This is a genomic window from Chromatiaceae bacterium (assembly GCA_024235395.1).
GTDB lineage: Bacteria > Pseudomonadota > Gammaproteobacteria > Chromatiales > Chromatiaceae > Thiosocius.
Genome location: JACKMK010000001.1, coordinates 718,112 through 740,004 on the forward strand (window position 1 = coordinate 718,112; position 21,893 = coordinate 740,004).

A 21,893-nucleotide genomic window follows, 5' to 3' on the forward strand; every position below is an offset into this window, starting at 1 on the left:
TGCATTCATGCCGCAACGCGCTCGAAAATCTTGCTGATTTTTTCTTCCAGCGTGCCAGCGGTGAATGGTTTCACCACGTAGCCGTTCACTCCCGCCTGGGCGGCCTCGACGATCTGGTCGCGCTTGGATTCCGCCGTCACCATCAGGACCGGCAACCCCTTCAGTTTGTCATCGGCGCGTACCGCTTTGAGCAGATCGATCCCCTGCATACCGGGCATGTTCCAGTCCGTGATCAGGAAATCGAAGCTACCGCTCTGCAACATCGGCAACGCAGTCAGCCCATCGTCCGCTTCCTGTGTATTGGTGAATCCGAGATCCCGCAGCAGGTTCTTGATGATCCGGCGCATCGTGGAAAAGTCATCCACGATCAGGATCTTCATGTTCTTGTTCAAAGCTACCTCCGAACGTGAGACGTAGGGCCCCTACCGAGCCCTGGTTCAACTTAGGTCATCCCGGATATCGGCAACTCGTCGAGAAACCGAAGAGGTTTTTTTCGGAATCGGCGGACCTCAGATCTCTTCGCCGGAGAGCCACTCAGACAACCGCGAACGCAGGCGCAACGCCGCCTGGCTGTGAATCTGGCAGACGCGCGACTCGCTGACGCCAAGCACCTGGCCGATCTCGCGCAGGTTGAGTTCTTCGTCGTAGTACAGTGCGATCACCAGGCGCTCGCGTTCCGGCAGGCTGGCGATCGCGTCCCCCAGCGCCTCGCGGAAATGCGACTTCTCCAACCCACGTGCCGGACCGTCTTCGAGGGTGTTTTTGGGACGTGCCATCGACCCCTCGCATGGCACGACCTCGCCGACCTCGCACAGCTCCTCGTAGCTGAAGATGCGTGCCCCGGAGGCATCCTGCAGGACCTGGTGGTAGTCCTCGATCGACATCCCGAGCGACTCGGCGACCTCGACGTCGCGCGCATCACGCCCCTCGGCGTTTTCGATCTCGCGCATCGCGTCGGCCACCATGCGCGCCTTGCGGTGCACCGAACGTGGCGTCCAGTCGGAGCGCCGGATCTCGTCGAGCATCGCGCCGCGGATGCGGATGCCGGCATAGGTCTCGAAGCTCGCGCCCTGGCTGGGATCGTAGTTGCGACTGGCCTCGATCAGGCCGATCATGCCGGCCTGGATCAGGTCTTCTGCCTGCACCGATGGCGGCAGGCGGTTCATCAAATGGTATGCAATGCGCTTGACCAGCGGCGCATGGCGCGTCACCAGGTCGTCGAACCCCTGCTGCTGTACAGCACCGTAAGTCGCAAGATTGCTCACAGCACGATCTCCCCATAATCACTGGAATACTTGATCAGGCGCTCCACGAAGAACTGCACCTGCCCATTGGCGCCGCCTGGCTGCGGCCATGTCTCGATTTTTTTTGCCAGGTTGCGAAACACCTGTGCCACACGGCTGCGTGGGAACGCCTGCACCACCGGACGCTGAGACTTGACCGCCTTGCGCAGGCTGTCGTCGTAGGGCACGGCTCCCATGAAGCCGAGGGTCACGTCGAGGTAGCGGTCGGTGACCCGGCACATCTTGTTGTACAGCTCACGCCCCTCCTGGGCGCTGCGCACCATGTTCGCCAACACGCGGAAGCGCTGGTGACCATAGTCGCGGTTCAACAACTTGATGATTGCGTACGCATCGGTGATCGATGCGGGCTCGTCGCACACCACGACAACAATCTCGTGCGACGCACGCGAAAAGCTCAGCACCGTGTCGGAGATCCCGGCAGCGGTGTCGACGATCAGCAGATCCGTGTCGGTCGCGACCTCACTGAACGCACGAATCAACCCGGTATGCTCGGCGGGGCTGAGTTCCGCCAGCGCCTTGACCCCCGAAGCTCCGGGGATCACCTTCATACCGGCGGGCCCCTCGACGACTACCTCGTTGAGCTGGCGTTCGCCGCGCATCACATGTGACAGGTCGTAGTGCGGGTGCAGGCCGAGTACCACATCGATGTTGGCCAAGCCGAGATCGGCGTCCAGCAACATGACGCGCTGGCCCATCTCGGCGGCCGCTACGCCCAGGTTGACCGACACATTGGTCTTGCCCACACCGCCCTTGCCGCCGGTGACCGCGATCGCGCGTACCGGGTGCGGTTGGGTCATGCGGCGCAAGCCGGCGGCCTGGTCGGGACGGGTTTCAGGCGTGGGCATGGATATTGGTTCCCCCAAGGGCAAGAGCCAGGTAACCGGGATCGAGCGCAGCCGGATTCTCGGCGAGCAGTTCCGCTGCACGTGTCACCAGCGGATGCGCCCGGGCGGGTTGCAGGTCCTCCGGAACCCGCTGACCGTCGGTTACGAACGCGGTCGAGAGGCCGGCCTGGACGAGCGCCGAAAGGACTCCGCCGAGGCTCGCCGCTTCGTCGAGCTTGGTCAGCACACAGGCATCGGGCTTAAACTCGGCGAACAGGCGCAACGCCCGATGCACCGCGGCTGCCTCGGTGGTCGCCGACAACGTCAACAAGGTGGTGAGTGCACTGCCCGCTGCCGCCAGCGTCTCGCGCTGATCGACGATACGTTCGTGTGCGGCGGCCATGCCGGCCGTGTCGATCAGTACCAGGCGGCGATCGCCCAGCATGTTGAGCGCGGTGTCCATCTCCTCGCGACTGGTCGCGGTGCGAACCGGGACGTTGAGGATGCGTGCGTACGTCTGCAGCTGGTCACGCGCACCGATACGAAAGCTGTCGGTGGTGATCAATGCGACATTGCGATGGCCATGGCGCAGCGCGAACCGTGCGGCGATCTTGGCGATCGTCGTCGTCTTGCCCACCCCGGTCGGACCGACCAGCGCCACCACACCACCGTGTTCGATGGGATCCGCTTCGCATACCCGGATCTCGGCAGCGAGCAGGTACAGCGCCTTGTGCCAGGCCTGGGCCGGGTCCTCGATGTTGCGTACGCGTTCGGCCAGGCTGCGCGCCAACTCGGCGCCGAGGCCGAGTGCCATCAACTGGCCGAGCAGCTGCTGCGAATGCGGCGAACGCTGACCCAGGTCGTACCAGCTCAGCCCGCTGAGTTCGGCCTGCATCCAGCGCCGCAGGTTGTGCATCTCCCGACGCAGGTCTTCCAGCGACTCCTGATGGTGCGGCGCATGCGCGGGTGCGACCGGCTCCTCGGACTGCCGGGGAATCCGGTGATCGACGGTGTCCGGCTGGACGTCGTCGGCCAGGTCCACTGCCGCGGTCAGTTCGACACCGCCCTCGATGGTCTTGTTGGACAGGATCACGGCGTCCTCGCCGAGCGCCTCGCGCACCATGCGCAGTGCCTGGCGCATGTCCTGGGCTACAAAACGCTTGATCTTCATCTCGAGCGGTCCTCGTCAATCGGCCGGGCCCGCTTGCGGTGCTCAGCCCTCTGTCGCGTTCCGGCCGATCGTGCTTACCACCTTGATCTGCCGGTTGTCGGGTATCTCGTTGTAGGAGAGGACGCGCATCCCCGGGACACTGTGCCGTGCGAACTTGGCCATCCAGGGGCGAATCGCCGCGGCCACCAGCAACACCGTGTCCTGACCGCTGATCTCTTGCTGCCGTGCCGTCTCCTGCAGGGCCCGCTGCAACTGCTCGAGCATCCCCGGTTCGACGCCGGCACCGTCCTCTCCCGCGCTTGCCAAGGTCTGTTGCAAGAGCCGTTCCAACCCGGGCTCGAGTACGACGACAGGAATTTCTCCAATAGAACCAATTACTTGCTGAACGATTGAGCGCGCGAGGGCAACCCTGACAGAAGCCGTCAGAGTGCCGGCATCTTGACTCTTGGTCGCCTGTTCCGCCAGGGTTTCGGCAATCGTCCGCATATCGCGGATCGGTACGCCTTCCTGCAGAAGGTTCTGCAGCACCCGCAACACGACCGCCAGCGGCAGCAGTTTCGGCACCAGGTCCTCGACCAGCTTCGGGGCGGCCTGCGCCAGGTTTTCGAGCAGCTGCTGGACCTCGTCGTGGCCGAGCAGCTCGTGCGCGTGGGATTGCAGCAGCTCGCTGAGGTGGGTGGCGACCACGGTACTCGCATCGACCACGGTGTAACCCATGGTCTGCGCCTGGTCGCGTTGCGTGCCGTCGATCCACACCGCATCGAGTCCGAATGCCGGATCCTTGGTCGGCGTACCGCGCAGCTCGCCGAACACCTTGCCCGGATTGATCGCCAGTTCGCGATCGACGAACACCTCGGATTCGCCGACCGGCACGCCGTTCAGAATGATGCGGTAGGCGTTCGGCGACAGGTCCAGGTTGTCGCGGATATGCACCGACTGCACCAGGAAGCCGAGCTCCTGGGACAGCTTCTTGCGCACACCCTTGATACGGTTCATCAACTGACCGCCCTGGTCGCGGTCGACCAGCGGAATCAGCCGGTAACCCACCTCCAGGCCGATCACGTCGACCGGGTGCACGTCCTGCCAGGTCAGCTCGCGCAGCTCGCTGCCGACCTCTGACGTGGCGACCACCGGTGCCGCGGCCTCGGGCTGCCCGCTCTCCGGTTGCTGGTTGCGCTTGACGACCGTGTAGGCAAGGCCGCCGACGGCGCCTCCGAGCAACAGGAACACCAGGTTCGGCATACCCGGGATCATGCCGAGCATGACCAGCAGGATCGCGGTGATCGCCAGGGCGCGCGGGTTGTTCAACAGCTGGGTCGACACCTGGCTACCAAGGTCTTCGGCGCTCGACACGCGGGTCACGATGATCGCCGCAGAGGTGGACAGCAGCAGCGACGGCAGCTGGGCGACAAGACCGTCACCGATCGTCAGCAATGCGTAGTTGCGCATCGCAGTCGCCAGGTCGAGGTCGTGCTGGCCCATGCCGATCGCCAGACCGCCGATGATATTGATCACCAGGATCAGGATGCCGGCGACCGCATCACCACGCACGAACTTCGACGAACCGTCCATCGCACCGTAAAAATCGGCCTCGCGGGCGATCTCGTCGCGCCTCCGGCGCGCCTCGTCCTGATCGATCAGTCCGGAGTTGAGATCGGCGTCTATCGCCATCTGCTTACCCGGCATCGCGTCCAGGGTGAACCGCGCCGAGACCTCCGACACGCGCCCCGCACCCTTGGTCACGACCACGAAATTGATGATCACCAGGATCATGAAGACCACCAGGCCGACGGCGTAGTTGCCACCGACCACGAACTCGCCGAAGGCTTCGATCACCTTGCCGGCGGCGTCGCCACCGTTGTGCCCTTCCAGCAGCACAACCCGGGTCGAGGCGACGTTCAGCGCCAGGCGCAGCAGTGTCGCCACCAACAGCATCGATGGAAACATCGCAAAGTCCAGAGGACGCAGCGCATATACCGTGACCAGCAGCACGACCAGCGACAGAGCAATGTTGAACGTGAAAAAGAGGTCGAGCAGGAACGCCGGCAGCGGCAACACGATCATCGCCAGCAGCATCAATATGATGATCGGCGCACCGAGGCCACGGGCACCGGCCTGCCTGATATTGTTGAGTACCGCTTCCATCTGGATGTTCCCCGCCTGTTGTCTGGCGTCAGTGGCGCCGGTTAGCCATCACGCCGGTAGTCATCCGGCACCGGGTAGTCCTGCGGCGGCGTCGGGATGTCGCCACCCATTTCACGGTATGCCCGCAGCTGGAACACATAGGCCAGCAGCTGGGCGACCGCGAGGAACAGCGCCGCCGGGATCGGGTGGTTGATTTCGGTGTTGAAATAGATCGCACGTGCCAGCACCGGCGCCTCGACCAGCGGCACCTGGTGTCGTGCGCCGATCTCGCGGATGTTGGCCGCGATCAGTCCCTTGCCCTTCGCCACGACGACCGGCGCCTTCATCCGGTCTGAGTCATAACGCAGCGCCACCGAATAATGCGTGGGGTTGGTGACGATCACGTCGGCCTTCGGCACCTCCTGCATCATGCGCCGCGCGGCCATCTCGAACTGCACCTTGCGAATTCGCGACCGGACCTCGGGACGACCCTCGGTATCCTTGAGTTCGTCGCGCACCTCCTGCTGGGTCATCTTCAGGCCCTTGGTGTGCTGCCACAGCTGGAACGGCACGTCGATCAACGCCAGCAGGATCAATGTCGACGACAGCAGCAAAGCCGACCAACCGACAATCGAGAGGCCACTTCTGAGCGCCTCCTCGACATTGAGACTGCCCAGGACGACCACCTTGTCGGCCTGCAGGTACAACACGGCGAGGGTCGCCGAACCGATCAGCGCGAACTTGGCAATCGCCTTCACGAGTTCCATCAGCCCGCGCGTCGAAACCAGTCGCTTGAGCCCCTTTATGGCATTGAGCTTTCCAAACTTGGGTTTCATCGCCTCGGCACTGACGTTGAAACCGCCGAGCGCGATCGACGACAGGATTGCAACCACGATCATGACGGCGAACAAGGGTGAGAGCATCAGCAACGCATCCTGAATCGCCGCCACGAAATGTCTGGTTGCCGCATTGGGGTCGAAGATGTCGGTGCGATCGAGTACGAACTGCTGCTCAAACAGGCGGTGAAACCCCTTCGCGAAATGCGGACCGAGCAGGATCACGGTGCCGACACCGAACATTGTTATCGCCGTCGTGTTCAGCTCCCGCGAACGCGGTACCTGTCCCTTTCTGCGCGCCTCCTGCCGTCGCTTGGCTGTCGGGGCATGGGATTTTTCCTGGCCGTCCTGATTCTCTGCCATGACGGCTTACCTCGGCGACAGCACATCGGCAGAGTGCGTGAACGCCTCGCCGACAAGATTGCCGAAGTTCACCATCACCTGTGGCAAGGTGAACCAGATCAGCAGGAAACCGAGTGTCAGAGTGATCGGGAAGCCGACGGCGAAGATGTTCAGCTGCGGTGCGGCACGCGTGATCACACCCATTCCGATGTTGACCAGCAGCAACGAGATCACCACTGGAAGCGCCATCAGCAACCCTGCGGCGAACATGCGTGAACCCCAGGCAAGCAGGTCCCAGATGCCGGCCCTGCCGAATCCGTCCACGGCCACCGGCAGTACCGCAAAGCTGTCGGCGATCGCGCCGATCAACACCAGGTGACCGTTCATCCACAGGAACGCCAGCATCGCGAGGATCAGCCAGAACTGCGCGACCACCGGCACCTGAACGCCGTTGGCGGGATCCATCATGCTGGCGAAACCGAGCCCCATGCTGAACGCCATCACCTGACCGCCGATGATCAGGGCATTGAAGGCCATCTGCAGCAGCAGGCCGAGCGCGGCTCCGATTGCGATCTGCTGCCCGGCGATCAACAGCGCCTCGGGACTGAACATGTCGATCACCGGGGTGGCCGGCAGCAGCGGCTGCACCAGCAGTGTGATCATCAGCGCGAGCACCATGCGAAACCTGACCGGGACCTGGCGGACACTGAAGATCGGTGCAGCTGTCAACATCGCGGCGATACGCAGCAGTGGCCAGAAAAAATCGGCCAGCCATTGACTCATCTGCGCATCGGTGAACTGCATGGCGGTTTTCAGCCGATCAGGTAGGGGATGTTCTCGACCAGCTGTCGCATGAAACCGGTGATCTGACGCAACATCCATGGTCCGGCGGTCATCAATACGACAGCGATCGTCATCAGCTTGGGCACGAACGTCAGGGTCATTTCGTTGATCTGCGTCGCCGCCTGGAACATCGCGATGATCAGACCGACGACGAGCGAGCTGAGCAGGATCGGTGCCGCCAGCAGTATCGTGATCTCCATCGCCTGCCGGCCAAGGCCAACTACGGTATCTGCGTCCATGTGTGGCTCCTCAAACGTAAAAACTGGTGGCGAGTGTGCCGAGCACCAGAGCCCAGCCATCGACCAGAACGAACAGCATGATCTTGAACGGCAGCGAGACGATCAGCGGCGAGAGCATCATCATGCCCATCGACATCAGGACACTTGCGACGACCAGATCGATCACCAGAAACGGTATGAACAGCAGGAAGCCGATCTGAAACGCCGTCTTCAACTCGCTGGTTGCGAACGCCGGCATCAACAGAGTGAACGGAACCTCCTGCTCGGCGTGGAACTCTTCGTGGCCGGAGATCCGCGCGAACAACGCCAGGTCGTCGTCACGCGTCTGCGCCATCATGAACTCGCGCACCGGCACCTGGGCCGCGTCGATCGCCGCCTGCGCGGTGATCTGGTCCTCAAGGTATGGACGCAATGCGGTGCTATACACCTCGTTCAGAACCGGGCTCATGATGAAGAACGTCAGGAACAGCGCAAGGCCGATCAGAATCGTATTCGACGGGGTCTGCGCGGTACCCATCGCCTGACGCAGTATCGACAACACGATCACGATCCGGGTGAACGACGTCATCAGGATCAGGCCGGCCGGCAGCATGCTGAGTGCCGTCATCAGCAACAGCACCTGGATCGACAGGGTGTACGTCTGTCCGCCGTCGGTGCCGGGTGTCACCGTCAGCGCATCGATGCCCGGAGCGGCATGGATTCCCTGCGCGAACAACAGGATCATCAAGCAGACCAGGCGTTTCATTGTGCGACCTCCGGGTGGTCCACCTGGGGCGATTGCGCCGCCTGGCGCAGATGGGCGTCGAAGGTCGCCTCGTCGGGCTCCGTGTCGCCGAGCAGCAACAACGTCTGCACCCGACCGGGCGCGACGCCGACCAGCAGTCGACGGCCTTCGACCGACAACAACACGGCCTTTTCACGCGCACCCAGCGAGACGCCGCCCAGGACCTGGACGTGTCCCTTGGCGATTCCGGGCGTATGCACGAACCGCTTCACCAGCCATGCAAGTGCCAGCATGACGGCCAGGACCACCACCAGCCCGAGCCCGGTGTCGATCAGGTTGGCGCTGCTGAGCGGCGTTTCGGCAAGGCGCGAAGAGACCTCGCCCGGTGCCGCCCCGCTAGCCTGTGCGAATGAAGCGAGGGGCACGGCGATCAGGAGTAGGTAGTGCATGATCCTTACCGGAAAACTGGACCTGGACTGTGTGACGCGAACAAGCTGTTCATCGGGCTTACGCGCTCAGCTTCTTGACCCGGTCGGACGGGCTCACGATGTCGGTCAGTCGGATACCGAACTTCTCGTTGACCACGACCACCTCGCCCTGAGCGATCAAGGTACCGTTGACCAGGACATCCATGGGCTCACCCGCCAGACGGTCGAGTTCGACGACCGATCCCTGGTTGAGCTGCAACAGGTTGCGGATATTGATCCGCGCACGACCGATCTCCATCGAGATGGTGATGGGAACATCGAGAATCGCGTCGATTTTCACGTCACCGGCGCCGAGACCCGGCGCATCGGGTTGCAGCTGCTGAAAGTGTGCAGCCTCGGCCATGGTGTCGCCCGGCCCCTGCTCTTCCAGCGCCGCCGCCCATTCGTCGGCCAGGGCCTCGTCTGCGCTTTTCTGATCATCGGTCATCGCTTAACCCGCCTCGTCATGCCTGTTTGCCCGGCACCAGGCCGGTTTCCTTGCCCTGTTTCGGGGCCAGGATGAGTTCGTGCAGCTGGCGACTGCCGCTGCGTTGAATCCAGTCGGAAATCTTGATTGCGTAGCTGTTGTTGTGGACGCCCACGCGACCCCGGAAGATCGGCAGGTTTTCCGCGCATACCTCGACCTCGTCTTTGACATCCAGAGGTATGATGTCGCCCACCTTCAGCCCGGCCACGTCGCGCAACGGCAAGGTCGCTTCACCGAACACGCTGCTGATCTCGACGCTGGCACCCAGGACCTCTTCACGCATCGCCAGTTCCCAGCGCTCGTCACGCTCGCCGCGGTCGCTCTGCACACCGGCGTCGAGCAGGTCGCGAATCGGTTCCAGCATCGCGTATGGCAGACAGATGTAGAAATCGCCGCCACCCGATTCGAGATCGACGTTGAAAGTGGTCACGACGACAACCTCGGACGGCGAGACGATGTTCGCGAACTGCGGGTTGACTTCCGAGTTCATGTACTCGAATTCGATGTCCAGCACCGGCTGCCATGCGAGCCTCAGATCGCCGTAGGCGATGCCCAGCAACATCTGGATCACGCGCACCTCGGTCGGTGTGAAGTCGCGACCCTCGATCTTCGTGTGGAACCGCCCGGTGCCACCGAAGAAACTGTCGACCACACTGAACACCAGTTTGGGGTCCAGCACGAACAGCGACTTGCCGCGCAACGGGGTCACCTTGGTGATGTTCAGGCTCGTCGGTACGAACAGGCTGTGCACGAACTCCGAGAACTTCAGCATCTGCACGCCGGACACCGAGATATCCGCACTGCGCCGCAGCATGTTGAACAGACTGGTACGGAAGTAACGCGCGAAACGCTCGTTGATCATCTCGAGCGTCGGCAGGCGGCCACGGACGATCCGGTCCTGGCTGGCGAAGTCATAGTTGCGCGCGACCGCCGGATCGACCGCCTCGTCGGTGCCGGTCTCGACGTCGCCGCTGTCGACGCCGTGCAGCAGCGCGTCGATTTCGTCTTGAGAGAGTAGATCCGACCCGGACATGGTTATTGCATCACCAGTTGAGTGAAATAGACGCCCTTGATCGTGCCGGGCTCACCGAGTTCCTTGAGCTTCTCACCGAGCAACTCCCCTATCGCATCCCGCAGCCGCTGCTTGCCCTCCAGGGTCATCAGGTCGGCGGCCTGCTGGTCCTCCAGAAGATTGAGCATGTGATGGCGCAGCATCGGATCGTTGACCTCAAGTGTCTGCAGCACGCTGGGGGTCCGCGTCATGACCTCGATCGCGATCTGCAGCATGCCGACGGGGCCGCCCGGCGGCAGGCTGACCACGAACTCCGGGTCGAACTTGTGGTACATCGGCTCACCTTCCTCGACCGCGACCACCGGGGCTTCGCCCTGCTCGCCTTCGGCGCTCTCGGGCTCGTCGCCACCGACCAGGAAAAACGCCGCGCCGCCAGCACCGAGCACCAGCAACACGACGACCGCGAGGATGACGATCAGCTTTTTCTTGCCGCCAGCGGCTGGCTGGTCTCCGGTGATGTCTTTCTCGTCGGCCATGGACGCCCTGCTCCTGAGTTGGCTCGGTCGCCGCATTGGCGACTCTGCAGCAGGGGTCTGCAAAGGCTATGCCAGAGACAATGGGATTTTTTATGTTTTTATTTCAGTTACTTAGAATCCGGCACGGCACCACCGTCAGGGATTTGACGACGTTGCAGAGATCGCACAGGCAAAAAACCGGCGGACGACGGGGGGCCGAACAGCCGCTTTCAGCGGCGCAGTACCGCCAGCCAACGCCAGAAATTCAGCAGACTGGCGAGCGATGCGGCGACATAGGTCCAGGCGGCCGCGCGCAGGATACGACGTGCCGCAGGGACCTGGGCCGGCTCCAGATAGCCGGCTTCCAGCACCGGCAGCGCCTTGCGGAAACTCGCGTCGATCTCGACCGGCAGGGTGACCAGTTGCACCAGCACACCGAAACCCATGATCAGGAAGCCACCGAGCAGGGACAGCAGCGCCGGTGACGGCGCGCGCGACAAGACCCCGAGCATCGGCGCGGCGAACACCAGCAATGAACCGATCTGCGCCGCGCCGACCGCGGTTCTCGCCAGATGGGTGCGCAGTCGAAAAAGCCGCTCTCCGCCGGCGTGTTGCAACGCGTGCCCGCATTCATGCGCGGCGACCGTGATCGCGGTCAGTGTCCGCCCATCGAACTTGTCGGCGGTCAGGCGGACGCAGCGCGCGTTCGGGTCGTAGTGATCGCCCTGTTCGGTCTTTTCGACCTGCACCTCGTGAAGCCCGAGCCGCTCCAGCAGATGCCGCGCGAACTCGCCGCCGGTACCCGGGAAGTTCGCCTCTGGCGACCGGTTGTAACGCGCCAGTACGCGCTGCACCCAGACCTGGGGCAGGAAGACAACCGCCAACAGTACGAGCAGACCAATCAGGTAAAGCATTCAACCCCCAGTCAACGCGGCCGCCTCCCGCTCGCCTTCCGCGACCCGCACGCGTGACAGCAGCCAGCCGCCGAGCACGAACAGCAACAACACGCTGAGGATCGCGCTACGCGCGCTGCCGCTCAACAACGCGACCCAGCCGACCAGCAAAGGCCCGACCACCGCGGCAAACTTGCCCATCATGTTGTACAGACCGAACAGTGCGGCCGCATGTTCCGCCGGGATCAGGCGCGCGAACAGTGCACGGCTCATCGACTGGATACCGCCCTGCACCAGCCCGATGGTCGCAGCCAGGCCGTAGAACTCCCAGGGCGCGGTCATCCTCCAGGCCCAGAACACCACGATCACGTAGACCACCAACGCCAGCCAGATCGCGCCTTGCGCGCCGATGCGGTCACCAATCCGGCCAAACAGCAGCGCTGCCGGAAACCCGACGAACTGGGTGATCAGCAGCGCCGTCAGCAGACCGTCCGCGGCGAAGCCGAGCGACAGGCCGTAATCGACCGCCATACGTACGATGGTGTCGACACCGTCGATGTAGCACCAGTAGGCGAGCAGGAAGGTGAATGCCATGCGCAGGCGGCGCAACAGCCGCCAGGTCGCATAGAGGGTCTGCAGGGTCTCGCGTACCCCGCGCGCCAGGCTCGCCCCCGGCTGGCGCGGCACCTCGTGAACGAACAGAAGCACCGGTAGCGAAAACAGCGCCCACCACAGCGCGACACCGAGAAACGCGACCCGCACCGCGGCGGCCTTGTCGGGCAGGCCGAACCATTCGGGATACAGGACCATCAACACGTCGACCGCGAACAACAGGCCGCCACCGAGGTATCCGAGCGCATAGCCGAGTGCCGAGACGCGTTCCAGCTCGTCATGTGTGGCCACGTCCAGCAACATCGCATCGTAGGTGACATTGCCGCCGGCAAAACCGACCACGCCGAGCACGTACATGCCGGCCGCGACCAGCCAGTAACCTTCGGCAACCAGAAACAGGCCGCCACTCATCAACACGCCCAGTGCGGCCAGCGTCAGCAGAATGCCCTTCTTGCGGCCGCTGCGATCGGCGATCACACCGAGCAGGGGCGCGAGCAACACCACGAGCAGCGAGGCGACCGCATTGGCCATACCCAACACCCAGGTGCTTTCGGTGGCCGGCATCCCGCCCGCCCAGTACGACTTGAAGAACACCGGAAAGAATCCAGCCATCACCGTGGTGGCGAACGCCGAGTTGGCCCAGTCATACAAGGCCCAGGACCACTGGGCGCGACGCCGCGGCACCTCGGCTCCGGCCATCAGCTCTTGATCCCCACGCCGCGCGCCAGCAGCCACATCGCGAACGCGCCGAGCACCACGATGAAACCGATGATGATCGCGAATGCCTGCCACATCGCAATGTCACTGACCCCGAGCAACCCGTAGCGAAAGGCATTCACCATGTACAGCACCGGGTTCGCCAGCGACACCGACTGCCAGAACGGCGGCAGCAGGCTGATCGAATAGAAGACGCCGCCAAGGTAGGTCAGAGGGGTGAGCACGAAGGTGGGTACGATCGAGATGTCGTCGAAACTGTTCGCGTAGACCGCATTGATGAATCCTGCGGTGGAGAACAACACCGACGTGAGCACGAACACCGCGAAGGTCACGACATAGCTGTGGATATCGAGGTCGGTGAAGAACAGCGACACCAAGGTGACCACCACGCCGACCACGACGCCACGCGCGACCCCGCCGGCGACATATCCGGCAAGGATGATGAAATTCGGCAGAGGCGCAATCAGCAACTCCTCGACGTTGTGCTGGAACTTGCTGCTGTAGAAGCTCGACACCACGTTCGCATAACTGTTCGAGATCACCGACATCAGGATCAATCCGGGAACGATGAAATCGATATAGCGGAAACCGTCCATGTCACCGATCTGCGCACCGATCAGCTTGCCGAAGATCACGAAATAGAGTGCCATCGTGATGGCCGGCGGCAGCACGGTCTGCACCCAGATGCGCACGAAGCGCAGGATCTCTTTGGTAACGATGGTCTTGAAAGCGACCCAATAAACCGCCGTGCGCATCAGCCGTGCTCCCCCCTGCCGCTGGCCGCGCCCTTGACCATGTCGATGAACAGTTGCTCGAGGCGGTTCTGCTTGTTGCGCAGACTGACCACCTCGATGCCGCGCGCATGCAATTCGGCGAACAGCGGAGAGAGGCCGGCGTCACGCCCGACCACGACCTCCAGCGTGCTGCCATCGAGCATGTGCACGGAAAACCCCGGGATCTCGTCGATTGCGTCGATCTCATCTCGCAGGTCGAGCACGAAACTCTGGGTGTGCAGACGGCGCAGCAGTTCCGCCATGCGCGCGCGCTCCGCGATCACCCCATTGTTGATGATCGCGATGTGCCGACACAGGCTCTCGGCCTCTTCGAGGTAGTGGGTGGTCAGAATGATGGTCGTGCCGTCGGCGTTGATCTGACGCAGAAAGTCCCACATCGAACGACGGATCTCGATATCGACACCCGCTGTGGGTTCGTCGAGGATCAGCAGGCGCGGGCGATGCACCAGTGCGCGGGCGATCATCAGCCGGCGTTTCATTCCGCCAGACAACTCGCGCGCCTGGACATCGCGCTTCGCCCACAGATCGAGCTGTTTCAGTGACGCCTCGGCTCGCACATAGGCTTCGCGTCGCGGTATCCCGTAATAGCCGGCCTGGTTGACCACGATCTCGACCACCGGCTCGAACTGATTGAAGTTGAACTCCTGGGGTACCAGCCCGATGCACGCCTTGACCGCCGAAGGGTCGCGGTCGAGGTCGTGACCGAACACGGTCACCGACCCGGACGTCTTGTTCACCAGCGAACTGACGATGCCGATTGCGGTGGATTTACCCGCACCATTCGGGCCGAGCAGCGCAAAAAAATCGCCTTCGTCGACCTCGAGGTCGATGCCGCGCAGGGCCTGATGGCCGTTGCGATAGGTCTTGTGCAGATTGTGGATCGCCAGCGCCTTCATCGTCGGACTCGGGAGAGTGGAACGGGCATTGTAGATCACGCATCACGTCCAAGCCCCGCCGGCCATACCCGCACCTGCCTGCGACGGACGGATCACCCCGCTAACGATCGGCTTGCTGCGGTCGCTATGGGTCCAGGGACGGCGCGACGCCGAACATTCGAAAGCGAGTCAGGGATGGGTGCCGAGTACCAGTGCTACTACTGCCACGCGGTCTTTCCGGCCGAAGGTGCCGTCGACGGCTTCAGCCGTGGTTATCCGACAGGATTCCTGTGCCCCAGCTGTGGGCGAAACATCCGCGACAACCTGTTCGGTGCACGCCAGCGGCTCGACCGCTGCCAACGGAAATGGCTGGCATGGGGCGCGGCGCTGTACATCCCGGTGCTGGTCGCATCGCTGTTCGACACCGCGTTGTCGATCGGCGGACATAGGGTGCCACTCGACACCCTCGCGCTGGCCGTGTACATCGCGACGGTACTGCTGATCCTGTGGTGGGTGCCGTGCACCCGCAAGGCGGGGGTGTTCCTGACCGAGCCGGTGGACGAACCCTGACCGGCCGCCGATCCAGAAATCCGAGGGGAGTACGCCGATGAGTGTCGCCTATTACATCGTTCTCGAGGACGAGGTGCCCGGCCTTGACCCCTTCGTCAACGGCAAGGCGATCGCCCATGCCGGGGAGAAGGCGCTGGCGGCCCTGTGCCGGTCACTGGGCGTGCGCCCGCTGACCGATTTCGTCAGCGAGGACCCGGACGAACTGGCCGATCTCCTCGACGACGACGGATTCGACATGCCGGGCGACTGGCCCCAGGTCGAGTGGTTCGACGCAGACCAGGGTCTGGCGACGGTCCGCGCATTGCAGCGGCACCTGGTGGCCAATCCCGATGCGCTGCACGACGCCGAGGCCATCGTCGGAGAACTCGTGGAATACGCCCTGGTGCTGGAACACGCCCGCGACGCCGAGGTGCGCTGGCGTCTTGCGCTGGATTTTTGACACGGAGGTGGCCGCCTGCGGCCGACGGAACATCAGTCATGAGTATGAAGATCACGGTCAGGTTGGAACGCGCCGACTGGGAACGGTTCCAGAAACACGTGCAGAAAGAGATACGTCGGTCGGCTGAACGGCCCTTTGCCTGGCATATCGGCAACATCCTGCTGTGGACGGTGCTCGCCGTCGTGGGTTTGACCGTGCTGGACCGGATGGGCGGTCTTCACTGGCCCACCGCGGTTTTCGTCGGGTCGGTGTTCCTGGTCATCGCGGTACAGGTCGTGTACGACGTGCAGCGCATCGCCAGGCGGTTTGCGCCGTCCGACGAGGGTCCCTTCGTGGGTGAACACCGCTTCGAGATCTCGGAACAGGGGATCGAATCGGAAGCGGCGACCTATCACGCGACGCATGCCTGGTCCGTGGTGAAACGCATCGAGCGCGTCGACGGCGTGACCATGGTGTTCCTCGATACGGCATTCGCTTTCTTGTTCCCCGAGGACAGACTCGACGATCCCGATGCCTTCTTCAGCTATCTGAACGCCTGCCATTCCACCGGCTGACGGCATCTCACCCGCCTGACGGGCCGCCGGGTGGCAACCGGTGGCCGCTCAAGCCGACCGTCGGTCAGTCGATACCCCAGGTACAGGCAATTGGCCAGTTCAGACCTCGCGCTTCGTCGTCGGTGGGCGCGGGTACCGGTGTGCGCAAATGCTTGGGGCACGCGGCAACAGCACGGGAGAAGACCGATGACTTACTGGACCTGGGACCCGTCGCTGTCGGTCGGTGTCGACGTGATCGATGGCCAACACCGCCGCATCGTCGACTACATCAACGAACTCGACCTGGCCCGGAAAGACGATGACCGGGCCCGCATCGGCGAAATCCTGTCGAACCTGGTGGACTACACGCGGACGCATTTCGCTTTCGAAGAGGACCTGATGGCCCGATCCGGCTATCCCCTGTCCGAATCGCACAAACAGGTCCACAGGTCGTACGTCGCGCATATCGACAAGTTCGTGGAACAGCACCGGGCCGGCAAGGACGTCACGCGGCGCCTGATGTCGGAACTGCAGATCTGGCTCACCAACCACATCCGCAATGCCGACACCGACTACGCGCCCTACGCTCAGAAGTCGCTGAACAGGAACAAGGGCTGGATCGGCAATGCGCTGAGCCGACTGTTTGACTGATTTGCGGGCCGCCACGGGACGCGCCTATCCCCGGCATCGCTACCCATCCCGGCATGGGCCTGGCGTTCGCCGCCAATCGGGGCGATCATCTCGCCTACTCTGGATTTCCGCTCCGACACGCCGTGAACACCGAACGATTCGACCTCCGCGCACCCGCAGGCATGTGCCAACCGACGCCAGGCGCGGGCCCCCGCTCCCCCTGGTCTGGGTGCCGTCGATGACACGCACGCGGGTGCTCATCGTCGCGGTACTGCTGCTGGCTGCCGGCGCGTACTTTTTCTATACGCAGGTACTGACGCTCGCCTATCCGGTCAGACTGCCACCCGAGATTCGCACTGCGTTGCTCGCCCGGCTCGACGCCGAGGACGTCTGGTACCGCGAGGAAGACACCGAGACACTGCGTTTCCTGCGCTCCGACGCGCAGCGCATCCAGGACCTTGGCGATGCGGTCACCCAGGAAATCCTGCCGGACGGACGCTCATTCGCACCCGTACCGGGGCAGTTGCCCGGCGTCGAGGCACGCCTGCGGGAGAAAGGCATCCTGTACCGCACGACGGCGATCGGTGGCAGCGTCTGGATCATCCTCGATCCCCAGTACAGCGGACGCGTGGAGGAGGTATTGTTGGACAACCGCTGACTGAACCCGGTCGCAGACTAAACCTGGCGCCAAGTCTGCCGCTGCTACTCCGTGAGCGGACACCAAGATCCGTGGGCAATCATCCAGGCGTAAAATTAGAAAATTAGTCCAGGCTTATGTGTTATATCCTGCTTTTGAGCACCACATCGGATAGAGATCTCGCCCAATTCAACAGCGAACTGGTGCGCTTCACCCGGGTGCTGCCGAAGATCGCCGATGCGCAACTGCTGCGCCACGCGCACCGCTGGTACGTCGCCTCGAAGGCGGGTTGCAGCTGCACCTTCCGCCACTTGCACAGCCGCGACCTCGGTTTCGGCCGGCCGGTCGACTGGTATCCGGAGGAACCCGACGAGATCGACGCCACCATCGAACTGGTCGCGGTGATCCGCAGCCTGCTCGACGAGGGCGAGGCCGTCGATTGTGTCGACACCTGGCAGCACCACGAGGATCTGCCGATCTCCGAGGCACGCCTGGAGATCGATCTCAGCAGCATTTCCGACGACGAGTTCCGACTGTTCGAGAATCACCACTTCCTGTTCCAGGCGGGCAGTTGATGATCGCAACGCCGACCACCGGCACGTGCTCGGCCGGTCGGACGTCGCGGCGGCCGGCGACACAATCCCCTACCGCGCACGGATCGTGAAGCCGCGCATGCCGAGCATCTCGCGGAAGCCTCGACCATGAGCGAAACAACTTCTCGAGTGCCACCGGCCGCGCAACAGGCAGCCAGGCGCGGCAATCTGATCGAAGCCATTCGGCTGACCCGCGAGCAGACTGGCCTGGGCCTGATGGAGGCCAAGCAGGCGGTCGATGCCTGGCTCGCAGGCACCACGAGAGCACCGCTCGAGACGGGCGATGTCGCGATTCCGTTGCAGGCCGCGCTCGCACTGCGTCACGGCAGGCTGATCGACGCGATCCGGCACACGCGCGAGGCCACCGGTCTCGGCCTCAAGGATGCAAAGGAGGCGGTGGAGCGCCACCTGGCCAAGGAGCCGTCGCTGCAGGCCGAATTTCGCGCCGCCACGACCGCGACCTGGCGACGCATCGCAGGCCGCGCATTGCTGTTGCTGGGTCTTACCGCGCTCGCCGCAATGGCGTATGTTGCGCTGATCGGCAACGGCGTCTAAGCAGACGGATCTCCGGCACTCTCGGAACCTCATGGGCAAGACGATTACCGCGGTACTTCTGTCAGCACTGGTATTGCCGGGTGCCGGACACCTCTATCTGCGCCGTTTCCTGGCCGGCGGGCTGCTCGCGGGCGTCGCACTGGCCGCGTTGTATGTGTTGCTGGCGGGCGCAACCGAAGTCGCTCTGCAGGTCGGAGAACAGATCGTGCAGGGCCAGGCACAACCCGATCTTGCGACGCTGACCCAACAGATCAACGACCTGAGCCGCAACGATCGCGCACCGCACCTCGGCCTCGCGACCACGGTTCTGACGGTCACCTGGCTGATCGGCATCGTCGACAGCTACCGTATCGCGAGACAACCACCGCGCAATTGACCCGGCGCAGTCGATGCCCGGTACGATGCGCTTATCCTTGCACCCATGCGTGATTTGCGCTGCCCAGCCACTGACGCCTGATTAGGGATTCGAATCCATGAGCTATGTTACCGAAGACATCCGCAATATCGCCCTGGTCGGACATGCGGCCTCTGGCAAGACCACGCTCGCAGAGGCGTTGCTCGCAGCGGCCGGCCGGATTCCGCAGGCCGGCGATGTCGCCAAAGGCAATACCGTCTGCGATTTCGATCCGCTCGAGCACGACGCCGGCCATTCCGTGGACGCCGCCCTGGTCTCATTCAGCTGGTCCGGATGTCAGATAAACCTGCTCGACACACCGGGCTCGCCGGACTATCTCGGTCGATCGATCGCGGTCCTGCCGGCGGTCGAGACGGCCGCGGTGGTGGTCAACGCACGTGCCGGCATCGAGGCACAGACCAGCCGTATGCTGCGCCGTGCCGCGGAACGCAACCTGTGCCGACTGATCATCGTCAATCGCATCGACGCCGATGACACCGATCTGCCCGGGCTGCTGCAGGAACTGCAGGACCTGTTCGGCAAGGAGTGCCTGCCGCTGAACCTGCCGGCCGACAACGCGAACCGGGTGGTCGACTGCTTCTTCAATCCCGCCGGCGACAGCGACTTCTCGAGCGTCGCTGCCGCGCACCAGGCGCTGGTCGATCAGGTCGTCGAAGTCAACGAGGCGCTGATGACCCTGTATCTCGAACAGGGAGAGGAACTGGCGCCCGAGCAACTGCACGAGCCGTTCGAGCAGGCGCTACGCGAGGGTCACCTGATCCCGGTGTGTTTCGTCTCGGCGCGGACCGGTGCGGGAGTCCCGGAACTGCTCGACGTAATCGCCAAGCTGGCACCGAATCCGACCGAGGGCAATCCACCGCAGTGCATGATCGGCGAGGGAGAGGCGGCCCGGCCCTACGAGGTCGTCCCGGATCCGAGCCGTCATGTCGTCGCACATGTATTCAAGGTGTTGTTCGATCCCTTCGTCGGCAAGCTGGCGCTCTTCCGCGTGCACCAGGGCACCGTGACCAAGGACAGTCAGCTGTACATCGGCGACGGCCGCAAACCGTTCAAGGTCGGCCACCTGTTCACACTGTTCGGCAAGGAGCATCCGGAGGTCGACAGCGGTATTCCGGGTGACATCCGCGCGGTCGGCAAGGTCGACGAGATCCACCGCGACGCGATCCTGCACGACTCGCATGACGAGGACTACCTGCATCTGCAGCCATCGCGTTACCCGTTGCCGGTCGCCGGACTGGCGATTCGCGCCAGCCGTACCCAGGACGAACAGCGCGTCGCCGAGGCGCTGCACCGGCTGCTCGAGGAAGACCCATGCCTGGCCGTCGAGGCCGATCAAACGACCCGCGAGACCGTGCTGCGCGGCCTTTCCGAGCTGCACTTGCGCACCGCGCTCGACCAGTTGCAGGCGCGCAGTCGGATAGAACTCGTGACGAGCAAGCCGCGGGTCGCGTATCGGGAGACGATCAGCCGCGCCACGACGGCGCAGTACCGGCACAAGAAACAGACCGGAGGCGCCGGCCAGTTCGGCGAGGTCACGCTGCGGGTCGAACCCCTGCCGCGCGGGGCCGGGTTCGAGTTCACGTCGACCGTCGTGGGCGGCGCCATCCCGGGCAGCCTGATCCCGGCGGTCGAGAAAGGCGTGCGCGAGGCGCTGGCGAGTGGCGCGGTGTCCGGTCACCCGCTGGTCGATCTGCGGGTTGTCGTGACCGATGGCAAACACCATCCAGTCGACTCCAAGGAAGTCGCGTTCGCGACTGCCGGCCGCAAGGCACTGCTCGCGGCCGTACGCGACGCGCGTCCGGTGGTGATGGAACCGATCGTCGACCTCGAGATACAGGTACCGCAGGACGCCATGGGCAACGTCACCGGGGATCTCGCCAGTCACCGCGGGCGGGTGTTGGGTACGCATGCCCTGCCACATGGCCGGATCGTCGTGATCGCGCAGGCGCCGCTCGCCGAACTCGACGACTACCCGGAGCGCCTGAAGGCGATGAGCGGCGGCAGTGCGTCCTTCACGCTCGAGCTCGCCGCGTACGAGGCGGTCCCGGATGCACTGCAGCGTGAGCTGTGCGCGGCGTACCGGCCAAGGGCCGACGACGACTGAACACGACGGCGCGCCTGACGCGCGATCCGTGTCGCGGCCACGCCCGGGCTCTACAACGACTGTCCACCGCGGTGCTAGTCTTGTGTGATCGGGCCCGTCGATCGCCCGCGACATGGAAAACACCTATGGCGACCTCCAGGGTACGGCTGTTGCAACAGATGGCGATCTTCGGCGGCTTGTCGGAATCGGTGATCACGCACCTGTTGGACGGCGCCGAGGTCCGCGAGGTACCCGCCGGCAGCTGCATCTTCAGCGAGGGTGATATCGACAACTCGATCTACGTGATCGAGCACGGCACGGTCTCGGTGTTCCGACACTGGGAGGGACGCGACTACCTGCTGCGCAAGCTCGGTGCCGGTGACTGCTTCGGCGAGATGGCGTTGATGGACTGCAAGCCGCGCAGTGCGAGTGTCTATGCCGACGAGCCGTGCGGTCTGATCCGTATCGCGAGTGCGCAGCTCGGTGAACTGTATGCCGTCGATGTGGAGCAATACGTACTGATCCACATGAATCTCGGTCGCGAGGTCTGCCGCCGCCTCAGCGAGGCCGACAAGCGCCTGTTCGCCTACGAGTATGTCGGCAAGCCGGCACGCCGACCGCATTGATTTCGGCAGTCCGCCGGCGCCCGTCGCGCACGC

Annotated in this window: 27 protein-coding genes; 10 read left to right on the plus strand and 17 right to left on the minus strand. The window is 63.7% G+C overall.

Going from position 1 to position 21,893, the window contains the following annotated elements:
• Positions 1-5: 5 nt before the first annotated feature.
• The 17 genes from cheY to H6955_03340 all read right to left on the minus strand — a co-directional run bounded on the left by cheY (position 6) and on the right by H6955_03340 (position 14,800).
• Entirely contained in the window at positions 6-392 is a 387-nt protein-coding gene (gene cheY / locus H6955_03260) for a chemotaxis response regulator CheY (protein MCP5312547.1), read from the minus strand.
• A gap of 117 nt (positions 393-509) precedes the next feature.
• A complete protein-coding gene (locus tag H6955_03265) occupies positions 510-1,265 on the minus strand; it encodes an RNA polymerase sigma factor FliA (protein MCP5312548.1) in 756 nt (251 codons plus the stop codon).
• The gene (locus H6955_03270; GenBank protein ID MCP5312549.1) at positions 1,262-2,149 is read right to left on the minus strand and encodes a MinD/ParA family protein; all 888 of its coding nucleotides are present in this window, start codon (positions 2,147-2,149) and stop codon (positions 1,262-1,264) included. Before H6955_03270 ends, H6955_03265 begins: the two co-directional genes overlap by 4 nt.
• Positions 2,136-3,299: a flagellar biosynthesis protein FlhF gene (flhF, locus tag H6955_03275; protein ID MCP5312550.1), complete on the minus strand. Its 1,164-nt coding sequence runs from the start codon at positions 3,297-3,299 to the stop codon at positions 2,136-2,138. Before flhF ends, H6955_03270 begins: the two co-directional genes overlap by 14 nt.
• A gap of 42 nt (positions 3,300-3,341) precedes the next feature.
• Positions 3,342-5,444: a flagellar biosynthesis protein FlhA gene (gene flhA, locus H6955_03280; GenBank protein MCP5312551.1), complete on the minus strand. Its 2,103-nt coding sequence runs from the start codon at positions 5,442-5,444 to the stop codon at positions 3,342-3,344.
• 41 nt (positions 5,445-5,485) lie between these two features.
• Positions 5,486-6,622 (minus strand): flagellar biosynthesis protein FlhB, encoded by a 1,137-nt coding sequence (gene flhB / locus H6955_03285; GenBank protein ID MCP5312552.1) that lies wholly within the window; start codon positions 6,620-6,622, stop codon positions 5,486-5,488.
• Between the two features lie 6 nt (positions 6,623-6,628).
• Positions 6,629-7,405, minus strand: a complete 777-nt coding sequence (gene fliR / locus H6955_03290) for a flagellar biosynthetic protein FliR (protein MCP5312553.1) — start codon at positions 7,403-7,405, stop codon at positions 6,629-6,631.
• Positions 7,406-7,413: 8 nt separating this feature from the next.
• The gene (gene fliQ / locus H6955_03295; GenBank protein MCP5312554.1) at positions 7,414-7,683 is read right to left on the minus strand and encodes a flagellar biosynthesis protein FliQ; all 270 of its coding nucleotides are present in this window, start codon (positions 7,681-7,683) and stop codon (positions 7,414-7,416) included.
• A 10-nt stretch (positions 7,684-7,693) separates the two neighbouring features.
• Positions 7,694-8,428: a flagellar type III secretion system pore protein FliP gene (gene fliP / locus H6955_03300; GenBank protein ID MCP5312555.1), complete on the minus strand. Its 735-nt coding sequence runs from the start codon at positions 8,426-8,428 to the stop codon at positions 7,694-7,696.
• Positions 8,425-8,856 carry a flagellar biosynthetic protein FliO gene (locus H6955_03305; GenBank protein ID MCP5312556.1) on the minus strand — a complete coding sequence of 144 codons (432 nt, stop codon included), beginning with the start codon at positions 8,854-8,856 and terminating at the stop codon, positions 8,425-8,427. The genes fliP and H6955_03305 overlap by 4 nt, the downstream gene beginning before the upstream one ends.
• Positions 8,857-8,914: 58 nt before the next feature.
• Positions 8,915-9,322, minus strand: a complete 408-nt coding sequence (gene fliN / locus H6955_03310) for a flagellar motor switch protein FliN (GenBank protein ID MCP5312557.1) — start codon at positions 9,320-9,322, stop codon at positions 8,915-8,917.
• A gap of 16 nt (positions 9,323-9,338) precedes the next feature.
• The gene (gene fliM, locus H6955_03315) at positions 9,339-10,394 is read right to left on the minus strand and encodes a flagellar motor switch protein FliM (GenBank protein ID MCP5312558.1); all 1,056 of its coding nucleotides are present in this window, start codon (positions 10,392-10,394) and stop codon (positions 9,339-9,341) included.
• Between the two features lie 2 nt (positions 10,395-10,396).
• Entirely contained in the window at positions 10,397-10,909 is a 513-nt protein-coding gene (locus H6955_03320) for a flagellar basal body-associated FliL family protein (protein ID MCP5312559.1), read from the minus strand.
• 209 nt (positions 10,910-11,118) lie between these two features.
• Complete coding sequence (locus H6955_03325; protein ID MCP5312560.1) at positions 11,119-11,802, minus strand: zinc metallopeptidase; 684 nt, start codon at positions 11,800-11,802, stop codon at positions 11,119-11,121.
• On the minus strand, positions 11,803-13,092 hold the full coding sequence (locus H6955_03330; protein ID MCP5312561.1) for an MFS transporter: 1,290 nt from the start codon (positions 13,090-13,092) through the stop codon (positions 11,803-11,805).
• A complete protein-coding gene (locus H6955_03335; GenBank protein MCP5312562.1) occupies positions 13,092-13,865 on the minus strand; it encodes an ABC transporter permease in 774 nt (257 codons plus the stop codon). The genes H6955_03330 and H6955_03335 overlap by 1 nt, the downstream gene beginning before the upstream one ends.
• Positions 13,865-14,800 (minus strand): ABC transporter ATP-binding protein, encoded by a 936-nt coding sequence (locus tag H6955_03340; protein ID MCP5312563.1) that lies wholly within the window; start codon positions 14,798-14,800, stop codon positions 13,865-13,867. Before H6955_03340 ends, H6955_03335 begins: the two co-directional genes overlap by 1 nt.
• Positions 14,801-14,974: 174 nt before the next feature.
• Here H6955_03340 and H6955_03345 point away from each other — a divergent pair, with 174 nt between their 5' ends.
• The 10 genes from H6955_03345 to H6955_03390 all read left to right on the plus strand — a co-directional run bounded on the left by H6955_03345 (position 14,975) and on the right by H6955_03390 (position 21,860).
• Positions 14,975-15,349, plus strand: coding sequence for a hypothetical protein (locus tag H6955_03345; protein ID MCP5312564.1), 375 nt, complete (start codon positions 14,975-14,977; stop codon positions 15,347-15,349).
• Between the two features lie 37 nt (positions 15,350-15,386).
• Positions 15,387-15,788: a hypothetical protein gene (locus H6955_03350; protein ID MCP5312565.1), complete on the plus strand. Its 402-nt coding sequence runs from the start codon at positions 15,387-15,389 to the stop codon at positions 15,786-15,788.
• A gap of 38 nt (positions 15,789-15,826) precedes the next feature.
• Positions 15,827-16,342 (plus strand): hypothetical protein, encoded by a 516-nt coding sequence (locus H6955_03355; GenBank protein MCP5312566.1) that lies wholly within the window; start codon positions 15,827-15,829, stop codon positions 16,340-16,342.
• Positions 16,343-16,528: 186 nt separating this feature from the next.
• A complete protein-coding gene (locus tag H6955_03360) occupies positions 16,529-16,972 on the plus strand; it encodes a bacteriohemerythrin (protein ID MCP5312567.1) in 444 nt (147 codons plus the stop codon).
• A 217-nt stretch (positions 16,973-17,189) separates the two neighbouring features.
• Entirely contained in the window at positions 17,190-17,609 is a 420-nt protein-coding gene (locus H6955_03365) for a hypothetical protein (GenBank protein MCP5312568.1), read from the plus strand.
• Positions 17,610-17,725: 116 nt separating this feature from the next.
• Positions 17,726-18,163 carry a hypothetical protein gene (locus H6955_03370; protein MCP5312569.1) on the plus strand — a complete coding sequence of 146 codons (438 nt, stop codon included), beginning with the start codon at positions 17,726-17,728 and terminating at the stop codon, positions 18,161-18,163.
• A gap of 126 nt (positions 18,164-18,289) precedes the next feature.
• Positions 18,290-18,736, plus strand: a complete 447-nt coding sequence (locus H6955_03375) for a hypothetical protein (GenBank protein ID MCP5312570.1) — start codon at positions 18,290-18,292, stop codon at positions 18,734-18,736.
• A 31-nt stretch (positions 18,737-18,767) separates the two neighbouring features.
• Complete coding sequence (locus H6955_03380; protein MCP5312571.1) at positions 18,768-19,112, plus strand: hypothetical protein; 345 nt, start codon at positions 18,768-18,770, stop codon at positions 19,110-19,112.
• A gap of 97 nt (positions 19,113-19,209) precedes the next feature.
• Positions 19,210-21,255, plus strand: a complete 2,046-nt coding sequence (locus H6955_03385; GenBank protein MCP5312572.1) for an elongation factor G — start codon at positions 19,210-19,212, stop codon at positions 21,253-21,255.
• 125 nt (positions 21,256-21,380) lie between these two features.
• The gene (locus H6955_03390) at positions 21,381-21,860 is read left to right on the plus strand and encodes a cyclic nucleotide-binding domain-containing protein (GenBank protein ID MCP5312573.1); all 480 of its coding nucleotides are present in this window, start codon (positions 21,381-21,383) and stop codon (positions 21,858-21,860) included.
• Positions 21,861-21,893 lie beyond the last annotated feature (33 nt).

Bases quoted from the DNA above. Each gene is read 5' to 3' on its own strand.
- H6955_03270 (MCP5312549.1), bottom strand. From the start codon at position 2,149: ATGCCCACGCCTGAAACCCGTCCCGACCAGGCCGCCGGCTTGCGCCGC.
- flhF (MCP5312550.1), bottom strand. From the start codon at position 3,299: ATGAAGATCAAGCGTTTTGTAGCCCAGGACATGCGCCAGGCACTGCGC.
- flhA (MCP5312551.1), bottom strand. From the start codon at position 5,444: ATGGAAGCGGTACTCAACAATATCAGGCAGGCCGGTGCCCGTGGCCTC.
- flhB (MCP5312552.1), bottom strand. From the start codon at position 6,622: ATGGCAGAGAATCAGGACGGCCAGGAAAAATCCCATGCCCCGACAGCC.
- fliR (MCP5312553.1), bottom strand. From the start codon at position 7,405: ATGCAGTTCACCGATGCGCAGATGAGTCAATGGCTGGCCGATTTTTTC.
- fliQ (MCP5312554.1), bottom strand. From the start codon at position 7,683: ATGGACGCAGATACCGTAGTTGGCCTTGGCCGGCAGGCGATGGAGATC.
- fliP (MCP5312555.1), bottom strand. From the start codon at position 8,428: ATGAAACGCCTGGTCTGCTTGATGATCCTGTTGTTCGCGCAGGGAATC.
- H6955_03305 (MCP5312556.1), bottom strand. From the start codon at position 8,856: ATGCACTACCTACTCCTGATCGCCGTGCCCCTCGCTTCATTCGCACAG.
- fliN (MCP5312557.1), bottom strand. From the start codon at position 9,322: ATGACCGATGATCAGAAAAGCGCAGACGAGGCCCTGGCCGACGAATGG.
- fliM (MCP5312558.1), bottom strand. From the start codon at position 10,394: ATGTCCGGGTCGGATCTACTCTCTCAAGACGAAATCGACGCGCTGCTG.
- H6955_03320 (MCP5312559.1), bottom strand. From the start codon at position 10,909: ATGGCCGACGAGAAAGACATCACCGGAGACCAGCCAGCCGCTGGCGGC.
- H6955_03325 (MCP5312560.1), bottom strand. From the start codon at position 11,802: ATGCTTTACCTGATTGGTCTGCTCGTACTGTTGGCGGTTGTCTTCCTG.
- H6955_03330 (MCP5312561.1), bottom strand. From the start codon at position 13,092: ATGGCCGGAGCCGAGGTGCCGCGGCGTCGCGCCCAGTGGTCCTGGGCC.
- H6955_03335 (MCP5312562.1), bottom strand. From the start codon at position 13,865: ATGCGCACGGCGGTTTATTGGGTCGCTTTCAAGACCATCGTTACCAAA.
- H6955_03340 (MCP5312563.1), bottom strand. From the start codon at position 14,800: ATGAAGGCGCTGGCGATCCACAATCTGCACAAGACCTATCGCAACGGC.
- H6955_03345 (MCP5312564.1), top strand. From the start codon at position 14,975: ATGGGTGCCGAGTACCAGTGCTACTACTGCCACGCGGTCTTTCCGGCC.
- H6955_03350 (MCP5312565.1), top strand. From the start codon at position 15,387: ATGAGTGTCGCCTATTACATCGTTCTCGAGGACGAGGTGCCCGGCCTT.
- H6955_03355 (MCP5312566.1), top strand. From the start codon at position 15,827: ATGAGTATGAAGATCACGGTCAGGTTGGAACGCGCCGACTGGGAACGG.
- H6955_03360 (MCP5312567.1), top strand. From the start codon at position 16,529: ATGACTTACTGGACCTGGGACCCGTCGCTGTCGGTCGGTGTCGACGTG.
- H6955_03365 (MCP5312568.1), top strand. From the start codon at position 17,190: ATGACACGCACGCGGGTGCTCATCGTCGCGGTACTGCTGCTGGCTGCC.
- H6955_03370 (MCP5312569.1), top strand. From the start codon at position 17,726: ATGTGTTATATCCTGCTTTTGAGCACCACATCGGATAGAGATCTCGCC.
- H6955_03375 (MCP5312570.1), top strand. From the start codon at position 18,290: ATGAGCGAAACAACTTCTCGAGTGCCACCGGCCGCGCAACAGGCAGCC.
- H6955_03380 (MCP5312571.1), top strand. From the start codon at position 18,768: ATGGGCAAGACGATTACCGCGGTACTTCTGTCAGCACTGGTATTGCCG.
- H6955_03385 (MCP5312572.1), top strand. From the start codon at position 19,210: ATGAGCTATGTTACCGAAGACATCCGCAATATCGCCCTGGTCGGACAT.
- H6955_03390 (MCP5312573.1), top strand. From the start codon at position 21,381: ATGGCGACCTCCAGGGTACGGCTGTTGCAACAGATGGCGATCTTCGGC.